The following is a 21402-nucleotide window of genomic DNA, read 5'->3' as shown; positions in this document are numbered from 1 at the left end:
TTTCCTGAGAAACCCGCCCCGGTCTACCGGAACAGCTCGCTCGCGTTCCCGTGGCAGACAGCCCGCAGCCAGGCGTCGCCCAGTCCCAGGCGCTCCAGGGCGTGCAGCTGGTGGGCGTACGGGTACGGGATGTTCGGGAAGTCCGTGCCGAGCAGGATCCGGTCCCCCAGATCGGCGAGGCGCCCGCGCTCCGAGGGCGGGAACGGCGTGAAGTCCTCGGTGAAGTCCGTGAACGCCATGGTCGTGTCGAGCCGCACCCCGGGGTACGCCGCCGCCAGCGCCAGGAACTCCGCGTACTCGGGCATCCCCATGTGCGCCACCACCAGCTTCAGCCGGGGGTGGCGGCAGAGCAGACGGCCGATCGGTCCGGGGCCCGTGTACGCGCCGGGCGCCGGCCCGGAACCGCAGTGCGTCACCACCGGGATCCCGGCCTCGGCCAGCAGCCCCCACACGGGCTCCAGCAGCGGATCGTTCGGATCGTAGGCCCCGACCTGGAGGTGCGACTTGAAGACGCGCGCCCCCGCCTCGACCGCATCGCGCACATAGGTCCCCGCGCTCTCCTCCGGGAAGAACGTGGCGGTGTGCAGACAGTCCGGTACCCGCGCGGCGAAGTCCGCCGCCCAGCCGTTCAGCCAGGACGCCATGCCGGCCTTGTGCGGGTAGAGCATCGACGTGAACCGGAGCACGCCGAACGAGCGCAGCAGCGCGAGGCGTTCGTCCTCGTCCCGCCGGTAGGTGATCGGCCACTCCATCCCGGTCAGCGGGCCCGCCGAGTCGAAGTAGGCCCACACCTTGCTGAGCACCCGCTCCGGCATGAAGTGCGTGTGGACGTCGATGATCCCGGGCAGCCCGAGCCGCTGCCAGAACCGCACGACATCCTCACGGTCACGGTCGTCGCCGCTCATCCGCCCCACCCGCCTCGATACGCCATCGGGAACGATCTCCGGCGACGATCTCAGAACAGCCCGTCCTGCACGCCACCGCCCCCCAGGGCGACGGTCGGCACACCGTTACCCGTCCGCGCGTCGGCGCCCACCAGGTCCCAGCCGGTGACGAGCCGCGTGTCCAGCACGACGATCCCCTCGTCCACGGTCTCCAGGTGCAGATCGGGTCCGGCCGCGGCCACCAGCCGGCCGGCCACCACCCCGCCGTCCACCAGCCCGGTCACCACGCGCGCCGCCGCCCCCGCGCCGTCGAGCCCGAACGCCCCGGCATGGTCGACGGCCACGAACGGCAGCCGCTCCAGCGCCTCCGGCCAGTCGGCGCCCTCCAGGGCGGCGGCCCGCCCGTACAGCTCCTCGATCTCGGCGGCCCGTTCCGCCGCCCCCGGCAGCTCGCCCCGTACCGCACGCTTGCGCGCGTACGGGATCCGGTCGGGCACCCCGAGCGCCGAGCGCAGCAGCTCCTCCGTCCGCCGGGCGGCCATCAGCGGCCCGCGCCCCAGCCAGCTGAACACCACCGCCCCCTGCTCCCGCAGCCGTGCGGCGTCCCGCGACTCCCCCGTGATCCCGACCTTGACCATGCCCGGCCCGAACCAGGCCAGATAGACGCGGTACGTGCGCGGGTCGTCGGCGATCGTGTCGGCGGCCACCGAGTGCGCCCGGTCCAGCCGTGCGCACTCCGCACACCGCGCCCCCGTGCTCCGTACGGGCACCACGGCCCCGACCGGACACGGGTTGCCGCGCGCCCCCACGCAGTGCCGCTCCCCCTCGGCCCGGAACGCGAGCTCCTTCCCGTACGCCAGGACGCTCTCCCGCCCCCGCCCGGACCCGTCGCTCCGCGCCCAGCCGAGCACGGGCTCGCCGTGGGGCCAGCGCAGGCCGGTGCACCGCCATCCGCTCATGCCGCGCCCTCTCCACCCGCGCCCAGGGTGTGGACGGACGCGCGGAAGGCCTGGCGTGGGGCCATGTCGGTCTCCTTGGGACAGCGGCGTCGACCGGGAGACCCTAACGGACCGGGCTTCCCTGCGGAGGCCGTGCCGTCACGCCCGGCAGCCGCTCTCATCGACGTGAGTATTTCTAGAGTAATTTTCTAGAGAAAATCTCCAGTCGGGGCTCCGGGGGTCCACACTGACCCCGTGCCCTTACCGGAGATACCGCTCTCGCTCACGCCGAGGCAGGCCGCCGACGGCGCCGTCGTCACCGTCCCCCTGCCGAGCGGCGCCGCCCGGATCCGCATCCCTCCGGCCGAGGACGGCGACCTCGTCCGCGCCCAGGTCGGCAACCAGGACGTGCTCCTGCGCATCCAGGTCACCAGGCGCGGCCCGGCGAACGCCGGGGCCCGGCTGGGGCTGCTCGGGATCGCCGCCGTGATCGCATGCGCGGTGGTCCTGGCCACCGGGCTCGACGACGACACCACGCCCTCCCTCCCCTCGGCCGGCTCCTCGTCCTACGAGCCCTACACCGAGGACCCGTATGCGGAGGCCACGACCGAGGAGACCGACCCGTACACCGAGGAGCCTTCCGCCGAGGAGACCACCGAGGACGTGGAGGAGACCGAGGACGCGGAGGACGCCTCCACCGAGAACCCGTTCACCGAGGACCCGTACGACACGGAGACCGAGGCCCCCGACCCGTACGAGAACGGCACCTGCCTCAACGGCACACTGCCTGATTCCAGGACCGCGCAGGAGGTGAGCGGCGTGGACGAGGTCTCCTGCTCGGCCTCCGACGCCCACTACCAGGTGATCCGGACCATCCCGTTCACGTCGGACATGAGCAGGTGCGACGCCAACTCCGCCACTCAGTACGCGTTCTCGTACCGCTACACCCTCAACGGGGCGACCCTCAACGAATACGTCTATTGCCTGATCGGCCTCGGCTCGTACGCACGCTGACACCGTTGCCGTACTCCGCCGACGTAACGGCGAGCGAGACGGCTAGGATCCGAGCCATGGCTCTGACCGTGGACGACGTGGACCGGTTCGAGGCCTTCATGCCCCGGCTCGAAGCCATCGCCTACCGCCTCCTCGGCTCCGCGAGCGACGCCGAGGACGCCGTGCAGGACACGTTCCTGCGCTGGCAGGCCGCCGACACGGACCGCATCGAGGTCCCCGAGGCCTGGCTGACGAAGGTCCTCACCAACCTGTGCCTCAACCAGCTCACCTCGGCCCGCGCCCGGCGCGAGACCTACGTCGGCCAGTGGCTGCCGGAGCCGCTGCTCCCGGGGGACCCGATGCTCGGCCCCGCCGACACCGCCGAGCAGCGCGAGTCCGTCTCGTACGCCGTCCTCGCCCTCATGGAGCGCCTCTCCCCCAACGAGCGGGTGGTGTACGTGCTGCGGGAGGCCTTCGGCTACCCGCACCGGAAGATCGCGGAGATCCTCGACATCACCGAGTCCGCCGCCCAGCAGATCCTCCACCGCGCCAGGAAGCACGTCGCGGAGGGCAAGGCCCGCAGCGAGGTCGACGAGGCCGCCGCCCGGCGGATCGTCGAAGAGTTCATCGAGGCCGCCACCAGCGGCCGTACCGAGCCGCTCGTGCGGCTGCTCACCGCCGACGCCGTCTCGATCGGCGACGGCGGCGGGAAGGTCCCGGCCCGCACCAGGCCGTTCGAGGGCGCCGTCGCGGTCGCGAAGTTCCTGCGGGGCCTCTTCAAGCCCGGCAAGGCCAAGCGCGCCATGGCCGGCGGCTCGCCCGGGGTCTACGTCACGACGGCCAACAACGGCCCCGCCCTCGTGGCGGTCGTCGACGGCCGGGTCATCGGCGTCATGTGCCTGGAGATCACCTCCGAGGGCATCGCGGCGATCCGCGCCCAGGCCAACCCCGACAAGCTCGAACGCGCGACCCGGCGGTGGGCGGCCTCCGACCACGGAGAACCCCTGCTCAACCTCTACTGATCCCGGTGTGACCTGCTTCACACCGGGTTCCTGTCAGGAAACGGCGGGCTGCCCGGTTCAAGGGGCAGACCCGCGCGAGACAGGAGCAGGGACATGAAGCACCGCATCATCGTTCTCGGAGCCGGATACACCGGAGCCGTCGCCGCCGGCCGCCTCGCCAGGCGACTGCGCCGAGAGGACGTCGCCATCACCCTCGTCACCGCCGAGCCCGACTTCGTCGAGCGCGTCCGGATGCACCAGCTGGCGGTCGGCCAGGAGCTCAGGCCCCGGCCCTTCAGCCAGATGTTCGCGGGCACCGGCGTCGAGCTGAGGCTCGCGAAGATCACCGGTGTCGACGCCGACCGGGGGACAGTGGCCGTCGTCGACGCGAACGGCGCCGAGGAGCTGGAGTACGACAGCCTCGTGTACGCCCTCGGCAGCGGCTGGAACGCCCAAGGCGTCCCCGGCACCGCCGAGCACGCCCACGAGATCGCGGGCCGACCCGGGGCGCTCCGGCTGCGCGAGCGCCTGGCCGGCCTGGACGCCGGACAGCCCGTGGTCGTCATCGGAGGCGGCCTCACCGGCCTGGAGGCCGCGACCGAGATCGCCGAGGCCCGCCCGGACCTCGACGTCGCGCTCGCCGCCCGGGGCGGGCTCGGCGACACCCTCTCGCCCAAGGGCCGCCAGCACCTGCGGAAGGTCTTCGACAAGCTCCGCATCACGGTGCACGAGCACACCGCCGTCACCGGTGTGGAGGCCGACCGCGTCACCACCGCCGACGGCACGTCCGTCCCGGCCGCGGTCACCGTGTGGACCGCGGGCTTCGCGGTCCACCCGATCGCGAAGGCCACCACCCTCGAGGTCTCCGACACGGGCCGGATCGTGGTCGACGGAGCCATGCGCTCGGTCTCGCACCCGGACGTGTACGCCATCGGGGACGCGGCCCTGGTGAAGGGCCCCGGCGACAACCCGCTGCGGATGTCGTGCGCCTCGGGCATCCCCACCGCATGGCAGGCCGCCGACTCCATCGCGGCGGGCCTGACCGGCGGCAAGCTCCCGAACACGCCGCTCCGCTACTTCAACCAGTGCATCTCCCTGGGCCGCAGGGAAGGCCTGATCCAGTACGTCACCGCCGACGACAGGGCGGTCCGGGCGGCCCTGACCGGCCGGCTCGCCGCGCTCTACAAGGAGCTGGTCTGCAAGGGCGCGGCCTGGGGCGTCGCCAACCCGACCCTCGGACTGCCGACCCGGCGCCGCCCCGTGGTGCGGAACCGGGCACGGGCAGCGGAGCCCGTCACGGAATCGGCCTGACCCGGCCGGACTCGCGACTCTCGGGGTGAGGCGCGGCCTGATCCGCGAGGCGAGCCCGTCGCCTCGCGCGACCGGGCCGCGCCACCGGCCCGCCGGGCGGAGAAATCCGGTGGCCCCGGCCCGGAGGCACCCATAACATCCGCCCATGGCCGAAGACACCGGGACCGCGAGCGACCAGCACGGCGCGGAGGCCGCGAGGGAGCCTTCATGGCGCGCCGGGCGGGTCGCGCTCTCCGCGGTCGACACGGACGACGCCGAGCTCCTGCACGGGTGGCGATCCGACCCCGTGATCGCCTACGAGATCGGCATCTGGCCGCGCTCCGTCACCGCGATGCGCGAGCGCATCGAGCGCGACGGCGACGACGACGACCGCGACGACTTCCTCGTCCTGCTCCCTGACGGCACCCCTGTCGGCCACACCGCGCTGAGCGGCCAGAACATCGTCAACGGCACGGCGGAGGTCGAGCTGATGCTGGCCCCTGAGCATCGCGGGCGCGGCCACGGCACCCACGCGCTCGACGCCCTGGTCGACCTGGCATTCGGCGAACTCCCCCTGTACCGCCTCACGGCGGAGACCCACACCGGCAACGCCCCCGCGCTCGCCGTCCTCGCCAGGTCAGGCTTCGTACGCGAAGGCACCAGCCGTGCCGCCTGCCTCCACCGCGGCCGCCGCCTCGACCTGGCCGTGTTCTCACTGCTCCGCCCGGAGTGGGAAGCGCTGAACCGGCCCCGCGCCTGGGACTCCTGAGCGGGGTTCCGGGCGGGCTGATGTCACCCGCCGATGTCGAAGGGCCCCGTTCGTACCGGCCGACGTCGGGCCCATGGTGACCATTGCCGAGCGGGGGCAGTTGCTGTGGTTGCTGTACTTCGCTGCCGGGCGGTCCGCGGATGTCGAGATCGCGCCTCCGGCTCCGTCCCAGGGACATCAGCGGCAAGCACCCGCCGCACGAGGAAGCAGGAGAAACCAGCATGGCCATTCAGCGGATGGACAACGTCGGCATCGTCGTCGAGGACATGGACGCCGCCATCGCGTTCTTCGTGGAACTCGGTATGGAGCTGGAGGGGAGGGCGGAGGTCCAGGGCCCCGTCGCCGACCGGTGCACCGGACTCGATGGCGTCCACTGTGACATCGCGATGGTCCGGACCCCGGACGGCCACAGTCGGCTCGAGCTGTCGAAGTACCGCAGCCCCGCGGCGATCAGCACCGAACCGCGCAACAAGCCGCACAACATTCTGGGTACGCACCGCGTCATGTTCGCCGTCGACGACCTCGAGGACACCCTTGCCCGTCTGCGCCCCCACGGCGCCGAACTCGTCGGCGAGATCGCCCGGTTCGAGGACAGCTATCTGCTCTGTTACGTCCGCGGCCCGGAAGGCGTCATCGTCGGACTGGCCGAGCAACTGCGCTGAGGAGTTCGCTGCTGTACGGGCAACGCGAGAGGCCCTCAGGATTTCTCCTGAGGGCCTCTCGCCTGCTGTGCACTCGGCAGGATTCGAACCTGCAACCTTCTGATCCGTAGTCAGATGCTCTATCCGTTAAGCTACGAGTGCTTGTCCTCGGCCTGAGCCTCGGTCCCGCCTCCCGGGCTTTTCTGCCCTGTCGGCGTTGCGAGAACAACATTACATGACCTGCGCCGTGACGCGAAATCCATTAGCCATACCGCCCCTGATCTGCGGAAACACGGTTCTCAGGCACGTTTCCGCGGCCGTCCGGGGCCGGATACGACCGAAGCCCCACGCCTGGGGGCGTGGGGCTTCGGGTTCCTGCGGAGGCGGAGGGATTTGAACCCTCGATGGGCTTTAAGACCCAAACCGCATTAGCAGTGCGGCGCCATAGACCGGACTAGGCGACGCCTCCAGCACACCTCGCGCGAACGCGAGTGGTGCGTGCAGATGATGACACAGTCGAGCGCGCTGTCACCAATCGCCGCCCACGGTACTAGGCAGGTGGGCGGCGAGGCAAAGCGCCCTGCGGCGGGTGTGCCGGTCCGGTGTTCCCGCCGCGGGCCCGAGCCAGGGGCTCCGCCGCGCGACCGGTCGGGTGTTCGAGTGCGTGCGGCTGTTCCGGTCGGCCCCCCATGAGTTGCGCAACGTGCGGGCGTGAGGAGCGTTAGAGAGGACGAGGGCTCCGCCCTCCGTCCGTCACCCCCGTGTGCCCGGCCCGCGCCTCCACCCGGCGCGCGTACCGGAGCAGGCCGGCGCGCTCCTGGGCGCGCCAGAACAACAGGAGCCCCGCATGCTGCGCCGTCTCACCCTCACCGCCGTCGCGTCCCTCGCCGTGCTGTCCGCCGCGGCGCCCGCCGCCACCGCGGTGTCCCCCCTTGTACCGCTGCCCCCGCTCCCCGTGCTCCAGGGAGACTGGCCGACGGCGCAGGACACGGAGACCCGGCTCACCGTGACCGTCTCGGAGTCCGGCAACCCGGCTGCCGACGGAGTCTTCGAGCTGGAGTGCGGCCCGGCGGGCGGCAGCCACCCGGAGGCGCAGCGTGCCTGCGACCTGCTGGACGAGGCCGCCGAGTCGGGGGACAACCCCTTCGTCGCCACGGACCGCAACGCCATGTGCACCCAGCAGGCCGGCGGGCCGGCCGCCGCCCGCGTGCAGGGCACCTGGCAGGGCGAGGACGTCGACGCGCGCTTCAGCCGGGCCAACGGCTGCGAGATCTCGCGCTGGAACAACCTCGTGCCGGTGCTCCCCTCCGCGAGGTAGCCGGTTCGGCGGGGCGTGCGCCGGGGACTTCGGCCGGGCCGGACGGCGCACACCGGGGCGCGCGCAGGCCGCCCCGGATGCCTTGCAGACCGGGTTCCAGGGGCGTTCCGGGCAGTCTCCAGGCGCACACCGGAACACATAGGAGCACGTCAGAGGGGGCGCTCGCCGTCACACCCAGGGCCACCGGCGTACACCGTGTGCACAGAACCTTGGTGAGAGCTCCCCCTCATCCGCCGCCCGCCATGCGCTCCCTGCCTTTAGACTCCTCCAGTGACAGCCTGAGGCCCGAGGGGCAGGATGGGGCCCGCTGTCGGCAAGGTGCGGTATTCAGGGAGGAAGCGTCTCGTGAGCAGCAGGCCATCCCGAGGCGCTGCTCGCCTCGCAGCCATACTCGACGCCCTCCCGGACGGGCTCCTGCTCGTCAACTGCAACGGCACGGTCGTCAACGCCAACACCATCGCCCTCGAAATGTTCGAGACCCCGGGCACCGCGCTCGTGGGCCGCGGACTGCTCGATCTGCTTCCGGAGTTCGACTCCAGGCTGATCCCGGGGTCGATGCGCAGGCCGGACGCTGCGGACGAGCAGGGCAGGACCAAGCCGACGCGGATGACCGCGCGCCGGACCGACGGCACCGAGTACCCGGTCGAGGTCACCAGTGCCTCCCTGGACAGCGGCCAGGCCGGCTACAACGACATCCACTCCAGCTACACCGGCGACGAGCTCCTCATGCTCGTCGTGCGGGACCTCTCCGGCACGGTCGACACCGAGGCCGAGCTGGCGCGTTCGCAGCGCCAGACCGAGATGATCCTGCGGGCCGCCTCCGAGGGCGTCGTCGGCACGGACACGGACGGCCGGGTCGTCCTGGTCAACCCCGCCGCCGCCCAGATCCTCGGCTTCCGCGCCAGCGACCTCGGCGGCAAGGAGCTCCACCCGCTGATCCTGCACTCGCGCGTGGAGGGCGTCCCGTTCCCGTACGAGGAGTCGCCGCTCGCCGACACCCTGCGGTCCGGTCGCAAGCACCGCGTACGCGGGCAGGTGCTCTGGTCCAAGAGCGGCGGCCAGGTCCCGGTGGATCTGACGACCGCCCCCGTGCGCGACGGGGACCAGTTGGTCGGCGCCGTGATGACGTTCACCGACCGCAGGCCCTACGAGGAACTGTCGCAGCAGCACACCGACGAGGTCTCCGGGCTGACCGACCGGCACGCGGCCGAGATCGCCGAGCTCACCGAGAGCCACCGGGCCGAGATCGCCGAGCTCACCGAACGGCACGCGGCGGAGTCGGCCGACCGGACCGAGCGGTACGCCTCCGAGCTGGAGGAGCAGGCGGAGCGTCTCACCGGGCTCGAAGCGCGGCACACCCAGCTGACCGCCGTGCTGGGCGAGTCCCTGCGGGGTCCCCTGGAGGAGCTGCGCGGCGAGCTCTCGGCCCTCGCCGCGGACCCGGCCGGTCAGCTCTGGCCCGAGGCCAACCAGATCCTGCACCACCTCGCCGCGGGCTATGCGCGCATGACGACGCTCGTCGACAACGTGCTGAGTTATCAGCGTCTGGACACAGGTGCCGAGGAGCTCGTCAAGCAGACGGTGCTGCTCGACGCCGTGGTGACCGCGGGCATCGACGGCGCCGTCGAGCTGATCGGTCCCGGACGCGCCCAGTTCGCGGTGCACGCCCCGCCGATCGAGGCCGAGGTCGACGCGGGCCGGCTGATCACGGCGCTCGCCCATCTCGTCGCCGACGTGGCCGGTGTCGACTCGACCGGCAAGGCCCGGCCGGTGCCGGGCGGCGGCTACGTCGACTCGACCGTCGTCGTGGCCGCGGCGCAGCGCGGTGACGTCGTACGGATCGAGGTGCGCGGGCCGTTCGCCGGGGGAGACCCGGTGCACGTGCCGATCGTGCGCGGGATCGTGCGCGCGCACGGGGGTGTGCTCCAGACGCACGAGATGGCCGGGATGAGCGGCAGCGCGTACGTCCTCGAGGTGCCGCTCGGCACGGGTGCCGGGACCGTCGTGCCCGAGCCGCTCCCGGTGCCCGAGGTGGCCGCCGTACCGGAACCTGCCCCGGAGCCCGCCCCGCAGGGCGGTCGGCGCCGGGCGCGCAGGGCGTCGACGGACGCGTTCCTGGACAGCCCCGTGGACGCGGGTCCGGCCGGTGCGGAGTCCGGTGACACCGCGGCCGCGGAGCCGACCGGCCGGCGCAGGGCCCGCCGTGAGTCCCCGGCCCCGCAGGAGCAGCAGCAGGAACAGGACATGACCCCGCCTCAGCGGAACGAGGGCTCCGGTCGCAGGCGCGGCCGTCCCAGCCCCGCGGAGACGGGTGGGGAGCCCCGGCAGGCGCTGGCGCTGCCCGCGGCGGCCTCCGCCCCCTCGGAGGGGTCCGTGGTCACCGCGGCCGAGGGCGCGCAGGGCGGTGGCGGCCGCCCGCAGCGCGGGCAGACGGTGCCGCCCCAGGGCGTGCCGCAGAACGCCTCCGGGCGCCAGGGCGGCGGCCGGGCCGCGCTGCCCGCACTCGCCTCGCCCGAGGCCCCCGCACAGCAGGACCAGCCGCGGCCGGAACAGCCGGCGCAGCAGCCGGGAGGGCGACGGGCCCGCCGTGCTCTCGCCGCCGCGCAGGAACGCGCCGCCGCCGCCGAACCCTCGGGGCCGCGTACCGCGTTCGCCCTGCCGCCCGCCGCTGCGGACCGTATCCCGCCGGTGGCTCCGGGCTCGCCGGTCGTGGCACCGCCTTCCGCCGCCCCGGCCTCGCCCGCCCCGCAAGCGGTGCCGTCCGGTGCGCAGCCGGTGCCGTCCGGTGCGCAGCCGGTCCCGGCGGATGCTCAGCCGCTCCCGGCCGCCGGTGAGGGTCCGCTGCCCGAGCGCCACGACGCCGTACGGAACACCCCGGACGCGGACCACACCCCGCCGCAGCCGCACCCCGTGCCGTCCGGCCGCCGGAGGGCACGGCCCTCCGAGGCGCCGGAGACGCAGGCCCGGCCGGGCCATCCCGTGCCCGGGCAGCCGCTGCCCGCCGTTCCTCCCCAGCCCGACTGGGCGCAGAGCGCCTCGGCCCAGGGTCCGGTCGCGTCGGCGCCCGAGGACGACGTGAACCCGGACGGGGACGAGCCCTGGGCGGGCCCCGGCAGCACCACCCACACCACGGGCACCGTCGCCGCCCCGGCCGGCCCCGCGCCGGAACCCGCGCCCGAGCCGGAGCCGCATCCGGCCGACGGCGACGCGCCGGCCCCCGTACCGGACGCGCGGCGCCAGCCGCTGCCCGCCGAGGCGCCCATGCCGGGATCCTCGGACTCGACCCAGGGCCGTGCCTTCAGCGTGCGGACGCTGGGTCAGGGCGTGCCCTTCGCGCAGCACCTCGCGCACCAGCAGAACCAGACGCTCGGCGGGGCCGGGCGGCGCCGTAAGCTCGCCGCCCCGCCGGAGGCGGAGCGGCCTGCCCCGCCCGCCGTGGCTCCCGTACCGCCGCAGCCCGCCCCGGCCCCCGTACCGCCGCAGCCCGGCGGCGCGCAGGGGAGCACCGTGCAGGGCTCCGGCTCCGGCCGGCTGCTGTCCACACCGGCGTCCGAGGGGCGCTCGTACGCGATAGGGGCCCCCGACGCGGGTGCCGAGGGTCCGGAGCCGCTGGACGGCCCCGGGGGCGCCGTCGAGGTGGCGAACCGCCCGCAGCCGCAGCCCGTCGACGACGAACTGCCCCCGGAGCCGCTCGACAACCCGCGGCGGCTGCTCGTCTGGCCCGCCCCGGACGTCTCCACCCAGCAGGCCCTCAGCGACCGCGGCTACCGTCCGGTGATCGTGCACTCCCGCGAGGAGGTGGATGCCCAGATCGCGGCGTTCCCCGCCGCGCTGTTCGTCGACCCGCTGACCGGTCCGATCACCCGTACGGCGCTGCAGTCGCTGCGTCAGGCGGCTGTCGCGGCGGAGGTCCCGGTGCTGGTGACGGCCGGTCTGGGGCAGGCGACCAGGGAAGCGGCGTACGGCGCCGACCCGGCCGTACTCCTCAAGGCGCTGGCCCCGCGCGACAGCGACCAGCATCCGCCGAGGGTCCTGGTGATCGAGGAGCACGAGGAGATCGCGCTGGCGCTGACGGAGACGCTGGAGCGGCGCGGCATGCAGGTCGCCCGGGCGTCGGGCGACAGCGAGGCCGTCGACATCGCCACCCGGATGCGGCCGAACCTGGTCGTGATGGACCTGATGCAGGTACGCCGCCGGCGCGCCGGGATCATCGACTGGCTCCGCGCGAACGGCTCGCTGAACCACACCCCGCTGGTCGTCTACACCTCGGCCGGGATGGAGGAGGCGGACCTGCCGCGGCTCGCCTCCGGCGAGACGGTGCTGTTCCTCGCCGAGCGCTCCACCAGCGACGAGGTGCAGTCCAGGATCGTGGATCTGCTGGCGAAGATAGGGACGAACTGACGCCCGCGGGTCACCGGGCGCGTACGACGAGGGCGGTACGGATCTGCCCGTACCGCCCTCGTCGTACGCCGTGTTCCGGCCGGCAGGCCCGGCTCAGAGCTGCGTGATGTCCAGCTCGCCGTCCGCGTACTGCCTGCGGATCACCTTCTTGTCGAACTTGCCCACGCTCGTCTTCGGCACCGCCGGGACGATCGTCCAGCGCTCGGGCAGCTGCCACTTGGCGACGGACTGGGCGAGGAAGGTCCTGAGCTCCGCGTAGTCGACGGTGGCGCCCTCCTTGAGGACGACGGTCGCGAGGGGGCGCTCGCCCCACTTCTCGTCGGGGACGGCGACGACCGCGGCCTCGGCCACATCCGGGTGCGCCATGATCGCGTTCTCCAGGTCGACGCTGGAGATCCACTCGCCGCCGGACTTGATGACGTCCTTGGCCCGGTCGGTCAGCGTGAGGTAGCCCTCGTCGCTGATCACGCCGACGTCGCCGGTCTTCAGCCAGCCGTCCTCGCTGAACTTGTCCTCGGGACGCAGTTCCCCGCCGTCCGCGCCGCCGTAGTACGCGGCGGCGATCCAGGGGCCGCGGACCTCCAGCTCACCCGCGGACTCCCCGTCCCACGGCAGGTGTTCCCCTCCGGGGCCGGTCAGCCGCGCCTCGACTCCGGCCGGGAACCGGCCCTGGGTGATGCGGTACGGCCACTCCTGCTCGTCGGTCAGACCGGCGGGCGGGTTGGACATGGTCCCGAGCGGCGAGGTCTCCGTCATGCCCCAGGCGTGGCAGAGGCGGACGCCGAGCTTGTCGTACGCCTCCATCAGGGAAGGCGGACACGCGGCGCCGCCGATGGTGACGCGGGCCATGGAGGAGAGGTCGCGCGGCTTGGCGGTGACCTCGGCCAGCAGCCCCTGCCAGATGGTGGGGACGGCCGCCGCGTGCGAGGGCCGCTCCTGCTCGATCATCTCGGCGAGCGGAGCCGGCTGCAGGAAGCGGTCGGGCATGAGCATGTTGACACCGGTCATGAACGTCGCGTGCGGCAACCCCCAGGCGTTCACGTGGAACTGCGGCACGACGACCAGCGTCGTGTCCTTGTCGGTCAGCCCCATCGACTCGGCCATGTTGATCTGCATGGAGTGCAGGTAGATCGAGCGGTGGGAGTAGACGACGCCCTTCGGGTCCCCCGTGGTGCCGGAGGTGTAGCACATGGCGGCGGCCTGGCGTTCGTCGAGCTCGGGCCAGTCGTAGGAGGCCGGCCGGCCGGCGATCAGCTCCTCGTACTCGTGCACCCGGGGCGTGGCACCGTCGAGCACGGAGCGGTCGCCGGGTCCGGACACCACCACGTGCTCGACGGAGGGCAGGTGGGGGAGCAGCGGTGCGAGCAGCGGCAGCAGCGAACCGTTGACCAGGACCACCTTGTCGTCGGCGTGCTCGACGACCCAGATCAGCTGCTCGGCGGGGAGCCGCAGGTTGAGCGTGTGCAGCACGGCGCCCATCGAGGGGATCGCCAGATACGCCTCGACATGCTCGGCGTTGTTCCACATCAGGGTCGCGACGCGCTGGTCGCCGTCGACACCCAACTCGTCACGGAGGGCGTGTGCCAGCTGCGCGGCACGCCTGCCGATCTCGGCGAAACTCCGCCGGTGCGGCTCCGGGTCGCCGGTCCAGGTCGTCACCTGCGACTTCCCGTGGATGGTCATCCCGTGGGTCAGGATGCGGGTCACAGTCAGCGGTACGTCCTGCATGGTGCTCAGCACGGCGTCCTCCCGGTGGGCGCTACGCGGTGGTAAGGGTGCGCTGATTCTGCTCACATACCACGCGGTATGTCACTACTTCCGGGAGTACGAATCGGTGTCGGCCCGCGGAAACGGGCTGCGCGGGGGCCTGCACGAAGGGCGCGGTCACCGGCGCGGGTCCCTCGGTCAGCGGACCGGGTCCTTCAGTCAGCGGCGCGGGCCTCTCGGTCAGCGGACGGGGCTGAGCTCCGGATCCTCACGGAGCTTCCTGAGCGCCCGCGACACGGCGCTCTTGACCGTACCGACGGACACGCCGAGCACATCGGCGGTCTGGACCTCACTGAGGTCCTCGTAGTACCTCAGCACGACCATGGCGCGCTGGCGGTCCGGCAGCTTGAGCACCGCCCGCCACATCGCGTCGTGCAGCGACTGCTGCTCGGCGGGGTCCGGCGCGGGCGCGGCCTCCTTCTCGGGCAGCTCCTCGCAGGCGAACTCGTCGACCTTGCGCTTGCGCCACTGCGAGGTCCGGGTGTTCACCAGGGCCCGGCGGACGTACCCGTCGAGGGCCCGGTGGTCCTCGATCCGCTCCCAGGCGACATACGTCTTGGTGAGGGCGGTCTGCAGCAGGTCCTCGGCGTCGCTCGGGTTCGCGGTGAGGGAGCGTGCGGTGCGCAGCAGCACGGGGCCCCTGGCCCGCACGTACGACGAGAACGACGGATAGCGGCGGTGTCCGGCGGAGGCGGCGACCGCCCTGGAGGCCCCGGTGCAGACTGGCGTGGTCATATCTCCACGCTAGGAGCGGGCACGGTCCAGGGGATCGGCCCCAGGTCCCGAAGCCACGTCCGCCTCAGGTTGTAGGGCCCGGACGGGCTCCACCTCCTGAAGGTGGAGGGCGGGACCACCCGCGTCAGGGTCCTCACCCCCGGGCCCGCCCTCCGCCCGTACGGAGGCGGCCCGTGCGGCAGCGGCGGCGACGCCACCGCACGGGCCCTCGGTCAGTTCACCCAGAGCGGCGTGAAGGTCACATAGACGTTGTACGTGGACTGGTCGATGTAGGCGAAGGGCGATTGGCTGACCTGCACCGTGTTGCTGTGGTTGGAGGCATTGGCGCCGACGGCCTGCTGCTGGGACGTGGACGAATTACCGGAGTTGTTCCCGCCGACGCCTCCGTTCCCGACGGTCGCCACCCCCGCGTTCGATCCGTCGGTCGCGAACGCGCCGTTGTCGGCCACCGCCACCCCTCCGAACAGAGCGGCGGCGAGAGGCAGGGCGGCGACGGCGGCGAGGGCGCGAGCGGTACGGATACGTGCCATGTCAATTCCTCCAGGAACCGGGAACGCTGCTTGATACGGCTGGTTCCGAAGCGGTTGGCCGACCGCCTCGGTGCTGCTCACGACGTCGCGGGAGCAGAACTGCCCACCACGTCCCCGGCGAACCACCCATGCCGCGCGATTCCCCCGCACGTATGAGGAACACCCGGTAAACCTCCCGCACGAGGAGAGGCGATCCGCCCGAACGGACCCATCCCTCTTCCCTTCTTCGAACGCTTGTACGAAAATGGCTCCATGGCCACCACTGACCGGCAGACCGCCACCCTGGCCCTGGCCCACGCGCTCTCCGCCGCCGAGCGCGGGCTACCCGTCTTCCCGCTGTCCGCCACCAAGCTCCCCGCCCTGCGCTCACCGCACCGCGAGGAGGACCCTCCCGTGCGCTGCCGGGGCGCCTGCGGGCTGCCCGGACACGGGGTGCACGACGCCACCACCGACCCCGTCGCCGTGCGCGCACTCTTCGCCGCGGCGCCCAGGGCCACCGGCTACGGCATCGCCTGCGGACGGGCGCCGCACCGGCTCATCGGCATCGACCTCGACATCGACACCGCCCACGGCAACGACTCCGTCGCCGCGCTCCAGCAGCTGGCCCTCCAGCACCTGTTCACCATCCCGGCCACCGTCACCGTGCTCACGCCCAGCGGCGGCCGGCACCTCTGGCTGACGGGCCCCTCCGGCGTCTCCGTGCCCAACTCCGCCGGCCGCCTCGCTCCGGGCATCGACGTACGCGGAGCGGGCGGCTACCTGGTCGGCCCGGGCTCGGTCACGACCCACGGCAGATACCGGCTCGCCCCCGGCACGGCCCACCTCGCACCCGCCCCCTGCCCCCGCGCCCTCCTGCGCCTGCTCACACCCCCGCCGCGCCCGCACCACACCCCCGGCCGGACCTCGCCCGGCCGGCAGGGGCAGGGCCTGGTCCAGTTCGTACGCGCCGCGCACGAGGGCCAGCGCAACACCCGGCTGTTCTGGGCGGCCTGCCGGGCGTACGAACACGGCTTCGGCGACGACCTCGCGGACGCCCTCACCGACGCGGCGATCGGCACCGGCCTCACCGAACAGGAGGCCCGCGCCGCGATCGCCTCGGCCGCCCGCCTGACCACCCCTAGGCGGAGTTCCTGACGGTACGTTGTCAATCATGGCCGCCCGGATCTTCACCCTGGACGGCGCCCTGACGCCCTACTTGGCGACGGCTGTCGCCGAACGGGCCAGATTCCGCAGGGAGATGACCACGCGCTGGGACGAGCGAAGCTCAGCACGTACATCGACCACGTGACGTGCGTCCAGGAGATCCGGAGGGCTGCCATGGACGCCTGCCTGCCGGGCCCGGGACCAGAGAACGGACACGGCCGACGCCTTGCACCGCCCGGACATGACGGAGGCCCCCGGCCGATTACCCGGCCAGGGGCCTCTCACCTGCGGTGGGTGTGGGATTTGAACCCACGGTGACTCGCGCCACGACGGTTTTCAAGACCGTTCCCTTAGGCCGCTCGGGCAACCCACCCCGCGTCGTCACCGGTCCCGGTGGCCCGGAGCCGGCTCGATGCGTGGAACAGCCTAGCCGGTCAGCTGTCGCCCTTGCGCTCGCCCAGGGTGAGTTCGGCCGTGGACGTCTTGCCGTCGCGCTTGTAGGTGAGCGTGACCTTGTCGCCCGGCTTGTGGGTCCAGATCTCCCCGATCAGCGTCGGGCCGCTCTCGACCGCCGTGTCGTTGAACTTGGTGATCACATCGCCGGCCTTCAGACCGGCCTGGGCCGCCGGGCCGTCCGGGGTGACGGCGGGGGTGCCGCCCGCGCCCTCGTCCGAGATGACGGCGCCGCCGGTCTTCTCCTCCATCGTCACCGTCGCGCCGATCACCGGGTAGACGGGCTGGCCCGTCCTGATCAGCTGTTCGGCGACGTTCTTGGCCTGGTTGACCGGGATGGCGAAGCCGAGGCCGATGGAGCCCGCCTGGGACTGGCCGACCCCGCCGCCGCTGGTGGACTGGATGGCGGAGTTGATGCCGATGACCGCGCCACCCGCGTCCAGGAGCGGCCCGCCCGAGTTGCCCGGGTTGATCGAGGCGTCCGTCTGAAGGGCGCTCATGTACGAGTTCTTGTTGCTGGAGCCGTCACCGGAGGCGACCGGACGGTTCTTCGCGCTGATGATGCCCGTGGTGACCGTGTTGGAGAGGCCGAAGGGGGCGCCGATCGCGATGGTGGAATCGCCCACCGCGACCTTGTCGGAGTCTCCCAGGGCGAGCGGGGTCAGTCCGTCCGGGGCGTTCTTCAGCTTGAGCACGGCCACGTCGTAGCCCTGGGCCCGGCCGACGACCTCGGCGTCGTACTTCTTGCCGTTGGAGAACGTCGCGGTCAGCTGGCCGCTGTCCGCCGCGGAGGCCACCACGTGGTTGTTCGTGAGGATGTGGCCCTCCTTGTCGTACACGAAGCCGGTGCCCGTGCCGCCCTCGCCGTCGCCGGACTGGGCGTCGATGGTGACCACACTGGGCAGCGCGCCCGCCGCGACACCCGCGACCGTCCCCGCGTCGCGCTTGAAGTCCTTCGGACTGTTGGAGGCGGCGACCGTGGTCGAGCCGGAGGAGGAGCTGGAGTCGCTGCTGTCCGCGGCCCAGTAGCCGAGGGCTCCGCCGACGCCGCCGGCGACCAGTGCGGCCACCGCCACGGCGGCGACCAGGCCGCTCGCACGGCGCTTGCGCGGGCGCTCGGGCTCAGAGGTCTCCGGGGCTCCCCAGGCCGGAGGGCTGCCGCCGTCGGCGTACGAGGGGATGGCGGGAGGGGGCGGCGGCCAGGCGGCCGAGCCGGCCGGAGGCTGCTGCGGTGACGGCGGCGCGTACGGGTGCTGCTCGTGTCCGGCGGCGGGCGGCTCGGCGCCTCCCTGGTGCGTCGCGGCCGGAATATGGGCCGTCGGCGCGTCCGAAGGCGCGGCGGGCGGGGCCTCCGGGGCGGGCGGACCGCCCTGCGGGGTGCCCTCAGGAGCGGCAGCCGGCACGGGAGGTGCGGACGGAACAGACGGTACGGACGGAACCGCGTTGCCCTCGTTGCCCTCGTTCTCGGTGCTCACAGCTCTTTACTCCTCGGTTCCACTCGGCATTCGGCAAGAGATCCGCTGTGCACGTGTCTGCAGTCAGCTTTTCCCACAGCACGTCAGGCCACTGTAAGCAGGACCTGTGCATCCGCACACCAATCTTTACATCAGGCAAAACGGTCCTACACAACAAGGTGTCAGCACCTGACGCGTCTCGGTGACACCATGACGCGGTGACCCACGCACGCCTACCCTCACCACAGCCTCCCATCCAGGTCATCGCGCACCGCGGCGCCTCGGACGACGCCCCTGAGCACACCCTGGCCGCGTACCGGAAGGCCGTCGAGGACGGTGCGGACGCCCTGGAGTGCGATGTCCGTCTCACCGCGGACGGGCAGCTCGTCTGTGTGCACGACCGCAGGGTGAACCGCACGTCGAACGGTCGGGGTGCCGTCTCCGCCCTGGAACTGGCCGATCTCGCCGCCCTCGACTTCGGCTCCTGGAAGGACCACGAGGAATCCCCGGACTGGGACCCGGTGCCGGGTGAGCTCACGTCCGTACTCACCCTGGAACGCCTCCTCGAGCTGGCCCACGACGTCCGCGCGGGCGGCCGTCCGCTCCAGCTGGCCATCGAGACCAAACACCCCACGCGCTGGGCCGGACAGGTCGAGGAGCGGCTGCTCCACCTGCTGAAGCGGTTCGGTCTGGACGCTCCGCCGGCCGACGGGCCGTCCCCGGTACGCGTCATGAGCTTCTCCGCGCGGTCCCTGTACCGCATCCGGGCCGCGGCCCCCACGCTGCCCACCGTCTTCCTGATGCAGTTCGTCTCACCGAGGCTGCGCGACGGGCGGCTCCCCGCCGGAGCCCGGATCGCCGGCCCGGGGATGCGGATCGTACGCAATCACCCCGGGTACATCGAACGGCTGCACAGGGCGGGGCACCAGGTGCACGTGTGGACCGTGAACGAGCCGGAGGACGTCGAGCTCTGCGTACGCCTGGGGGTGGAGGCAATCATCACGAACCGCCCGAAACAGGTTCTTTCGCAACTTGGCCGCTCTTAACATCAGTTACCGGGGGTGCACCGGCGCATTCGCTCCGCAATCGATCGTTACGAGTGCATCACTGACAGGGCTTTGGCCGGTTTCCGGCGCATGCCAGGGGGGCATCCAATCCGTGGCGTGGGGGCAAAGGAGGTCTCGGGGGTGGCGTTTGTGGTGGCACAGGAAGTGCCCGCGTCGTCGAGCATGGCCGTACCCCATGGCCCTGCGGGCGTGGGGCAGGCGAGGCGCTGTATGCGCGAGCAGCTGCGCAGCAACGGGGTCTCGGACACCGTGGTCGACGACGCCGTACTGATCCTTTCCGAACTCCTCAGCAACGCCTGCCGGCACGGCAGGCCGCTGGGGCAGCACTCGGAGGTGGGTGACGGCGACATCCGCGCCGCGTGGCGCGTGGAGAGGACGGGCGACCTGACCGTCGAGGTCACGGACGGCGGCGGGCCGACCAGGCCGGTCCCGGCGACACCGTCGGTCACCGCGCGCGGTGGGCGCGGGCTCAACATCATCAGCGCCCTCGCCCAGGAGTGGGGCGTACGGGACGACACGGTCGGCGAGGTCACCGTCTGGGCCCTCGTCTCCGCGGGCCCCGGCACGAGCGGCTTCACGACGGCGGCTCCGGGCCCCGGGAGGTCCGCACGCCGCGAACGGTCCGGTCCGAACGGACTGGACGGACTGAGCGCGATGAGTGGATTCGGCTCGCTGGACGGACTGGAACTCGCCGACGCTCTCAAAGCCTTCGACGACGCAGGCTGAGAGCGGTTCGGCGCGCGGCACGGTGGGACAGGCCGCGAGGGTGCCACGGCGGGTGTGCCCCGGCCGTCACAGGGACGGCTAGGCTCGCGCCCGAGACCGCACTGTCGCAATCGGGAGAACGCCCACCATGGCCAAGAAGCGCCCTCAGTCCAAGGCCGGGAAGCCGCAGCTCAAGGACGGTGAAATCCCGGTCGTAGGGGCTCGTGAGCCCTGCCCGTGCGGTTCGGGCCGCCGTTACAAGGCGTGTCACGGACGCGCCGCCGCCCACGCCGTGACCGAGCTGGTCCAGCGCCCCTTCGAGGGAATCTCCGGCGAGTGCGACTGGATCGCTCTGCGCGAGCTGGTCCCCGCCGCCACCGTCGAGCTGACGCTGAAGGGCGGGCTCCCCGAGGGCGTGCCGTCCGTGTCGCTCGCGACCGTGCTGCCGATGGCCTGGCCGGCGCTGCGCCGCGACGACGGCTCCGTCCTCCTCGCCCTGCAGAACGACACCTCGTCCGGCGACCTCAGCCGCGATCTCGCGGACACTCTGCAGCGTGCGCTGGAGGCCGAGCCCGGTTCGCCGGTCACCGCCCGCCGGGTGCCTGCCGACGGCCCGCGCCTGCAGGACGTCCTCGACCCCGACGCCGCGTTCGAGCCGGTCGTGCACTCCGGCTTCGAATTCTGGGTCCCGGACGCCGAGAACGCCACGCCGGAGGTGTCGGCATCGCTGGAGCGTGCCAACGCGGCCGCCATCCCCACCACCCGGCTCTCCGGCGTGGACGCGGCCTACTGGTGCGAGACGCCGGACAAGAACCACCTGCGCTGGGTCATGCCGCACCCCGAGGAGCAGCTCCTCGACGCCCTCGCCCGGCTGCACGCGGCGGGCACCTCCTCGCTCGGCGAAGAGACCCGTCTGGTGGGCTCGTTCCGTGCGCACGGGCTCATGGTCCCGGTCTGGGACCTGCCGAGCGCGATGGGGGCCGAGGAGTGCGAGAAGCCCGCGGCACAGTTCGCGGAGCGGCTCGCCGGGGCGCTCGCCTCGGACGCTCCGCTGACGGCCGACGAGCGCCGCGCACGCGGGGGGCTCACGAACCGCCAAGTGACGCTCAGCTGACAGTGACGAGAGCGGGGGCGTGACGGTGACTCCCGTCACAACTCCCCCGTACCCGTCGGTAAATCGGTGTCCGAATAGGCGAGATCGAATTTGCTAACGGCAGATCTCTTGTTACGGTTCTGGAAGTCCGGTCGCTGGTGCATCCCCCGTCGCCAGCGGCCGGGCGTCTTCGTTTCCAGGCCCGGACGGCCGGGGCGCA

Annotated in this window: 18 protein-coding genes and 3 tRNA genes; 12 read left to right on the top strand and 9 right to left on the bottom strand. The window is 72.4% G+C overall.

Features of this window, described 5'->3' with window-relative positions; all coding sequences use genetic code 11:
• Positions 1–23: 23 nt before the first annotated feature.
• Together OG379_RS20215 and OG379_RS20210 are read right to left on the bottom strand one after the other, a co-directional pair.
• The gene (locus OG379_RS20215) at positions 24–905 is read right to left on the bottom strand and encodes an amidohydrolase family protein (protein ID WP_405664595.1); all 882 of its coding nucleotides are present in this window, start codon (positions 903–905) and stop codon (positions 24–26) included.
• Positions 906–955: 50 nt separating this feature from the next.
• Complete coding sequence (locus OG379_RS20210; protein ID WP_405664594.1) at positions 956–1843, bottom strand: DUF2797 domain-containing protein; 888 nt, start codon at positions 1841–1843, stop codon at positions 956–958.
• A gap of 234 nt (positions 1844–2077) precedes the next feature.
• On the opposite strand from OG379_RS20210, the gene OG379_RS20205 reads away from it, so the two are divergent.
• The 5 genes from OG379_RS20205 to OG379_RS20185 all read left to right on the top strand — a co-directional run bounded on the left by OG379_RS20205 (position 2078) and on the right by OG379_RS20185 (position 6537).
• Positions 2078–2836 carry a hypothetical protein gene (locus OG379_RS20205; RefSeq protein ID WP_405664593.1) on the top strand — a complete coding sequence of 253 codons (759 nt, stop codon included), beginning with the start codon at positions 2078–2080 and terminating at the stop codon, positions 2834–2836.
• Between the two features lie 56 nt (positions 2837–2892).
• A complete protein-coding gene (locus tag OG379_RS20200; RefSeq protein ID WP_405664592.1) occupies positions 2893–3837 on the top strand; it encodes an RNA polymerase sigma-70 factor in 945 nt (314 codons plus the stop codon).
• 93 nt (positions 3838–3930) lie between these two features.
• Positions 3931–5127 carry an NAD(P)/FAD-dependent oxidoreductase gene (locus OG379_RS20195; RefSeq protein ID WP_405664591.1) on the top strand — a complete coding sequence of 399 codons (1197 nt, stop codon included), beginning with the start codon at positions 3931–3933 and terminating at the stop codon, positions 5125–5127.
• Between the two features lie 145 nt (positions 5128–5272).
• Complete coding sequence (locus OG379_RS20190; RefSeq protein WP_405664590.1) at positions 5273–5875, top strand: GNAT family N-acetyltransferase; 603 nt, start codon at positions 5273–5275, stop codon at positions 5873–5875.
• Between the two features lie 221 nt (positions 5876–6096).
• Positions 6097–6537, top strand: a complete 441-nt coding sequence (locus OG379_RS20185; RefSeq protein WP_405664589.1) for a VOC family protein — start codon at positions 6097–6099, stop codon at positions 6535–6537.
• Between the two features lie 68 nt (positions 6538–6605).
• Here OG379_RS20185 and OG379_RS20180 read toward each other — a convergent pair.
• Both OG379_RS20180 and OG379_RS20175 read right to left on the bottom strand, forming a co-directional pair.
• A tRNA-Arg gene (locus OG379_RS20180) sits at positions 6606–6678 on the bottom strand.
• 216 nt (positions 6679–6894) lie between these two features.
• A tRNA-Ser gene (locus tag OG379_RS20175) sits at positions 6895–6985 on the bottom strand.
• Positions 6986–7363: 378 nt separating this feature from the next.
• Here OG379_RS20175 and OG379_RS20170 point away from each other — a divergent pair.
• Both OG379_RS20170 and OG379_RS20165 read left to right on the top strand, forming a co-directional pair.
• Positions 7364–7834, top strand: a complete 471-nt coding sequence (locus OG379_RS20170) for an SSI family serine proteinase inhibitor (RefSeq protein ID WP_393766182.1) — start codon at positions 7364–7366, stop codon at positions 7832–7834.
• Positions 7835–8179: 345 nt separating this feature from the next.
• Positions 8180–12235 carry a PAS domain-containing protein gene (locus OG379_RS20165; RefSeq protein ID WP_405664588.1) on the top strand — a complete coding sequence of 1352 codons (4056 nt, stop codon included), beginning with the start codon at positions 8180–8182 and terminating at the stop codon, positions 12233–12235.
• Between the two features lie 93 nt (positions 12236–12328).
• Here OG379_RS20165 and OG379_RS20160 read toward each other — a convergent pair whose 3' ends face one another.
• The 3 genes from OG379_RS20160 to OG379_RS20150 form a co-directional block, all read right to left on the bottom strand.
• Positions 12329–13975 (bottom strand): long-chain fatty acid--CoA ligase, encoded by a 1647-nt coding sequence (locus OG379_RS20160; protein ID WP_405664587.1) that lies wholly within the window; start codon positions 13973–13975, stop codon positions 12329–12331.
• Between the two features lie 207 nt (positions 13976–14182).
• Positions 14183–14737, bottom strand: a complete 555-nt coding sequence (locus tag OG379_RS20155) for a SigE family RNA polymerase sigma factor (RefSeq protein ID WP_405664586.1) — start codon at positions 14735–14737, stop codon at positions 14183–14185.
• Positions 14738–14949: 212 nt separating this feature from the next.
• Entirely contained in the window at positions 14950–15267 is a 318-nt protein-coding gene (locus OG379_RS20150; protein WP_393766186.1) for a hypothetical protein, read from the bottom strand.
• Between the two features lie 252 nt (positions 15268–15519).
• Between OG379_RS20150 and OG379_RS20145 the strand changes: the two genes are divergently transcribed.
• Positions 15520–16401 (top strand): bifunctional DNA primase/polymerase, encoded by an 882-nt coding sequence (locus tag OG379_RS20145; protein WP_405664585.1) that lies wholly within the window; start codon positions 15520–15522, stop codon positions 16399–16401.
• 16 nt (positions 16402–16417) lie between these two features.
• On the top strand, positions 16418–16555 hold the full coding sequence (locus OG379_RS20140; protein WP_405664584.1) for a hypothetical protein: 138 nt from the start codon (positions 16418–16420) through the stop codon (positions 16553–16555).
• Positions 16556–16698: 143 nt separating this feature from the next.
• Here OG379_RS20140 and OG379_RS20135 read toward each other — a convergent pair.
• Positions 16699–16783: transfer RNA gene (locus OG379_RS20135), tRNA-Ser, on the bottom strand.
• A gap of 61 nt (positions 16784–16844) precedes the next feature.
• On the bottom strand, positions 16845–18338 hold the full coding sequence (locus tag OG379_RS20130; protein WP_405664583.1) for a S1C family serine protease: 1494 nt from the start codon (positions 18336–18338) through the stop codon (positions 16845–16847).
• A 197-nt stretch (positions 18339–18535) separates the two neighbouring features.
• On the opposite strand from OG379_RS20130, the gene OG379_RS20125 reads away from it, so the two are divergent.
• The 3 genes from OG379_RS20125 to OG379_RS20115 all read left to right on the top strand — a co-directional run bounded on the left by OG379_RS20125 (position 18536) and on the right by OG379_RS20115 (position 21203).
• A complete protein-coding gene (locus tag OG379_RS20125) occupies positions 18536–19363 on the top strand; it encodes a glycerophosphodiester phosphodiesterase (RefSeq protein WP_405664582.1) in 828 nt (275 codons plus the stop codon).
• Positions 19364–19594: 231 nt separating this feature from the next.
• Positions 19595–20110, top strand: a complete 516-nt coding sequence (locus OG379_RS20120; protein ID WP_405664581.1) for an ATP-binding protein — start codon at positions 19595–19597, stop codon at positions 20108–20110.
• A gap of 127 nt (positions 20111–20237) precedes the next feature.
• Positions 20238–21203, top strand: a complete 966-nt coding sequence (locus tag OG379_RS20115) for a DUF5926 family protein (RefSeq protein WP_393763768.1) — start codon at positions 20238–20240, stop codon at positions 21201–21203.
• The last annotated feature ends 199 nt before the right edge of the window (positions 21204–21402 follow it).

Origin of the sequence: Streptomyces sp. NBC_01166, assembly GCF_045039765.1 — a bacterium.
Classification (GTDB): Bacteria; Actinomycetota; Actinomycetes; order Streptomycetales; family Streptomycetaceae; genus Streptomyces.
The sequence above is the reverse complement of the archived record's forward strand: the minus strand, read 5'-3'. Positions and strand labels throughout refer to the sequence as shown.